The organism is Actinomadura meyerae (assembly GCF_900188445.1).
Classification (GTDB): Bacteria; Actinomycetota; Actinomycetes; order Streptosporangiales; family Streptosporangiaceae; genus Spirillospora; species Spirillospora meyerae.
Genome location: NZ_FZOR01000088.1, coordinates 1 through 5,039, shown reverse-complemented (window position 1 = coordinate 5,039; position 5,039 = coordinate 1). Strand labels below are relative to the sequence as shown.

At 68.8% G+C, this 5,039-nt stretch carries 1 protein-coding gene; it reads right to left on the bottom strand.

What is annotated here, in order from left to right; all coding sequences use genetic code 11:
• The coding region (locus CHF16_RS38910) for a type I polyketide synthase (protein ID WP_143228364.1) at positions 1 to 5,039 on the bottom strand (5,039 nt) is incomplete at both ends.

Genomic DNA, 5,039 nt, shown 5'->3' with positions numbered 1-5,039 from the left:
AGGACGCCGGCGAGGTGTGCGGCGGTGATTTCGCCGATGGAGTGTCCGGCGAGGTAGTGGGGGGTGATGCCGTGGTGGGTGAGGGTGTGGTGCAGCGCGGTCTGCACGGCGAAGATCGCGGGTTGTGTGTAGAGGGTGCTGTCGAGGAGTTGCGCTTGAGGGCTGTCGGGTGGGGCGAACAGAACGGTGTGGAGTGGTTCGGGAAGATGAGGATCTAGAGCGGCGATGGTGTCTTCTAGGTGGTGGGCGAAGACGGGGTTGGTGGTGTAGAGGTCGTGGCCCATGTGGGGCCATTGGGAGCCTTGGCCGGTGTAGAGGAAGGCGAGTTTGCCGTTGGGGTCTGCATCGGGTGGTGTGACGGCCAGGCCGGGTGCGGGCTGCCCTTGGGTGAGGGCGCGCAGTGCGGTGCGGAAGTGGTCGATGGTGGTTGCGGTGATGGCGGCGCGGTGGTGGAAGGTGCTGGTCCGCCGCTCCAACTGAAGCGCGACATCCACGGGCGTGAGTTCCGGATGCCGGTTCAAATGGTCGAGGAGTTGGTGGGCCTGCTTCCGTAGCGCTTCTGGTGTTTTGGCGGAGAAGCGCCAGTCCAGCTGTGGCAGGTCGGGCTCGATGACTGTCGCCTGTGTCGGCTCGGGTTCGGCCGTTGCCGGGGGTTGTTCGAGGATGAGGTGGGCGTTGGTGCCGCTGATTCCGAAGGAGGAGACGGCAGCACGGCGGGGGCGGTCGAGCTCGGGCCAAGGCTGAGCCTCGGTCAAGAGCGCGACGGATCCCGAGTCCCAGTTGACGTAAGGCGAGGGCTCATCGACGTGGAGGCTCTGGGGAAGAAGGCCGTGGTCGATGGCTTGGACCATCTTGATGACACCCGCGACACCAGCGGCGGCCTGCGTGTGACCGATGTTCGATTTCAAGGAGCCGAGGTAGAGCGGCCGCTCGCGGTTGTGGCCGTAGGTGGCGAGGAGTGCGTTGGCTTCGATGGGGTCGCCGAGTGCGGTGCCGGTGCCGTGGGCTTCGATGGCGTCGATCTGGTCGGGGGTGAGGTGGGCTTTGGTGAGTGCTTGTTGGATGACGCGTTCTTGTGAGGGGCCGTTGGGTGCGGTGAGTCCGTTGGAGGCGCCGTCCTGGTTGATGGCGGAGCCGCGGATGACGGCCAGGATGTGTCGGTTGTTGCGTTGGGCGTCGGAGAGGCGTTCGAGGAGGACGAGGCCGGCGCCTTCGGCGCCGACGGTGCCGTCGGCTGCGGCGGAGAAGGGTTTGCAGCGGCCGTCGGAGGCCAGTCCGCGTTGGCGGCTGAACTCGATGAACAGGCCGGGTGTGGACATGACGGTGACGCCGCCGGCCAGGGCGAGGTCGCACTCGCCGCCGCGCAGGGCCTGCGCGGCCAGATGCAACGCCACCAGCGAGGAGGAACACGCGGTGTCGACCGTCACCGCCGGACCTTGCAGCCCGAGGGAGTAGGAGACACGGCCGGAGATGACGCTGGCCGCACTCCCGTTGCCGATGTAGCCCTCGTACTCTGCGGGCAGGCCGTTGAGGCGGGTGGCGTAGTCGTTGTACATGACGCCGGTGTAGACACCGGTGGATGTGTCTTTGAGCGTGGTCGGGTCGATGCCGGCGCGTTCGATGGTCTCCCAGGCGACTTCGAGCAGCAGCCGCTGCTGCGGGTCCATCGCCGTGGCCTCACGCGGCGAGATGCCGAAGAAGGCGGCGTCGAACTGGTCGGCGTCGTGCAGGAACCCGCCTTCGCGCGCATAGGACGTCCCGGGAACGTCCGCGTCCGTGTCGAAGAGGGTGTCGAGGTCCCAGCCGCGGTTGTCGGGGAACGGAGTGATGGCGTCCGCGCCATCGGCCACGAGGTCCCACAGTTGCTCGGGGGACGCCACACCGCCGGGATAGCGGCAGCCCATCGCCACGATCGCGATCGGCTCATCGGCCGGAGCGTGGACGCGGTCGGCGGTGCGCGTGACCTCTCCGCCTTGGAGCCGCTGACGGAGGTAGGCGACGAGCGCCTGCGGTGTTGGGTGGTCGAAGGCCAAGGTGGTGGGCAGCCGCACGTCGGCCGCTGCGGCGAGTCGGTTGCGGAGCTGGAGCGAGGTCAGCGAGTCGAATCCCAGATCCTTGAAATTCTGGGTGAGGACGACCGCGTCGGGGTCGGCGTGGCCGAGCACCTCCGCGATGTTCGCGCGGACCAGGTCCAGGAGCGACTGCTCCAGTTCCGCACCGCTGAGCCCCGCGAGACGCGGGGAGGCTTCGGAGGTCATGGCCCGGTGGCGGCGGGTGCTGCCCGGAACGAGCGCCCGGAGCAGCGGGTGATGCTCTCCGTGCTTGCGGATGGTCCGGGTGTTGATCTCGGCGGGGACAAGGGCCGGGCCGTGATGGGCGAGCGCCCTGTCGAACAGCCTGAGCGCCTGTTCGGGCCTCAGCGGGGGGAGACCGGTGCGGGCGATGCGCGCACGGTTGGCTTCGGTGAGGTGGCCGGTCATCCCGGTGGGCTGATCCCAGAGTCCCCAAGCCAGGCTGAGGGCCGGAAGCCCCAGCGAATGCCGGTGGTGGGCGAGCGCGTCCAGGAAGGCGTTGGCCGCCGCGTAGTTCCCCTGCCCGGGAGAGCCGAGAGTTCCGGTGAGCGAGGAGAACAGGACGAATGCGCTGAGGTCCTTGTCCTTGGTGAGCTCGTGCAGGTGCCAGGCCCCGTCGAGCTTGGGACGCAGCACCGTCTCCAGCCTCTCCGGCGTCAGCTCGGCGAGCATGCCGTCGTCGAGGACGCCTGCGGCGTGGACGACGGCGGTGAGCGGGTGTTCGGCCGGGATGCCGTCGAGCAGAGCGGCCAGCGCGTCGGCGTTGGCGGTGTCGCAGGCGGCGATGGTGACTTCAGCGCCCAGGTCTTCCAGCTCGGCCCGCAGTTGGGCGGCTCCTGGGGCGTCGAGCCCGGACCGGCCGGCGAGCAGGAGATGCCGGACGTCGTGATGGCCCGCGAGGTGCCGGGCGATGGCGGCGCCGATCGTTCCAGTGCCGCCGGTGATGAGGACGGTGCCGTCCGCGCCGAAAGGATCAGGAAGGTCGCGACCGTCCTTGTCGGCGGTGGTGGTCCTGACGAGGCGCGGTACGAACAGGCGGCCGTCGCGAAGGGCGAGCTGTGGTTCTCCGGTGGCCGGCACGGACGAGATGGCGGCCGAGGAGTCCGGGTGCTCATCGAGATCGATCAGTGTGAAGCGGTCCGGATGTTCGAGCTGGGCGCTGCGGACGAGTCCCCAGATCACCGCTTGCGCTGGATCGTCGACCGCGTCCTCCGCACGGACCGCGACCGATCCGCGGGTGACGATGACCAACCGTGAGGACTCGGCCCGGTCCAGAGCCAGCCAGGTCCGCAATGCGCTCAGCGCGTCGTGCGCGGCATCGTGGCCGGAGGCGGGGACGTTTCCGGACCTGCTGGTAGACGGCGTCCAGACCACTACTTCGGGTAGTGGGGACCCGCCGTCCACGGCGGCCGCCAACGCCTTGATATCCGTGTGGTGGGCCTCGTCCGGCAGTGGTCCGGCGGCCGGCGCGTCCGCTCCCAGTTCCCGCCACTCCATATGGAACAGTGCCCCGCGCTGGTCCGCGTTCGCGGAGAGCTGGGCCTCGGTCACCGGAAGGAGAGCGAGGTCGCCGATGCTCGCGATGACCCGGCCCCGCCCGTCAGAGGCGGTGATGCGGTACCGGCCCTCTTCGGTGGGCTGGAGATGCGCGCGGACTGTGGTCGCACCTGCGGCTTGGAGGGAGACGTCCTGCCAGGTGAAGGGGAGCTTGATCGGCTCGTCCGTGGACTCGGTCAGCGTGAGGGCGAGTGGGTGCAGCGCGGCGTCGAGGAGGGCGGGGTGGATGCCGTATCCGGTGGTGTCGGTGTCGTCGGGGAGGGTGACTTCCGCGTAGAGGTCGTCGCCGTGCTGCCAGGCGTGGGTGAGTCCCTGGAAGGTGGGGCCGTAGTCGTAGCCGCGTTCGGCGAGCCCGTCGTAGAAACCGGCCAGGTCGATGGGCACCGCGTTCCGCGGCGGCCAGTTCTCGTCGGTGAGGGATGGGGGCCCGTCCGCTGCCGAGAGCGTCCCACCGGCATGGCGCGTCCAGTCGGCGGCGTCCGCGTGCTCGGTCGGCCGTGAGTGGACGGTGATGGCGCGCCGGTTGTCGTCGTCGGCGGGTTCGACGGTGACCTGGATGTCGACGGAGCCGTGCTCGGGCAGGCACAGCGGGCTTTCGAGGACGAGTTCCTCGACGTGCGGGACACCGGTGCGGTCTCCGGCATGCAGCGCGAGTTCCACGAACGCCGCACCGGGGACCACAACGACGCCGTGCACGGCGTGCTCGGCCAGCCAAGGGTGTGTACGCAGGGAGAGGCCACCGGTGAACAGGCAGGCGCCCGTTGCCGAGATCTCCGTGACGGCGCCGAGAAGAGCGTGTTCTGCGGCCTCCAGCCCCAGGGATCGCGTGTCGCCGCCGGCTGGGGAGATGTCGAGCCAGTGGGTCCGGTGTTGGAAGGGGTAGGTGGGGAGGGGTGTGGTGTGGGGGTTGTGTGGTGTGTAGAGGGGTGTGTAGTCGGTGGTGGGGAGTTGTGCGGTGTTGTTGAGGAAGTGGCTGTGGGGTGGCTGGTTGCGGTGCAGGGTCGCGACGACCTGAGCATCAGGGTGGGTGTGCTGGATGGCGGGGGTCAGGATCGGGTGGGGGCTGATTTCGATGTAGGTGGTGTGGGCGTCGTGGAGGTTGGTGAGGGTGGTTGCGAATTGGACGGTGTTGCGGAGGTTGGTGTGCCAGTACTCGGCCGTCAGTCCAGTGGTGTCGAATTTCTGGCCGGTGACGGTGGAGTAGAAGGGCGTGTTGGCGGGGGTGGGGGTGATGTCGGCCAGTTCGCGGAGGATGGTGTCGCGGAGTGTGTCGACGTGGGGTGAGTGTGAGGCGTAGTCGACGGGGATGAGTCGTGCGTCGACGTCCTGTGCCTTGTAGTGGTCGACCAGCTCGCGGATCGCGTCCGGGGCGCCGCTGATGGTGGTGCTGGTGGGGCTGTTGATGACGGC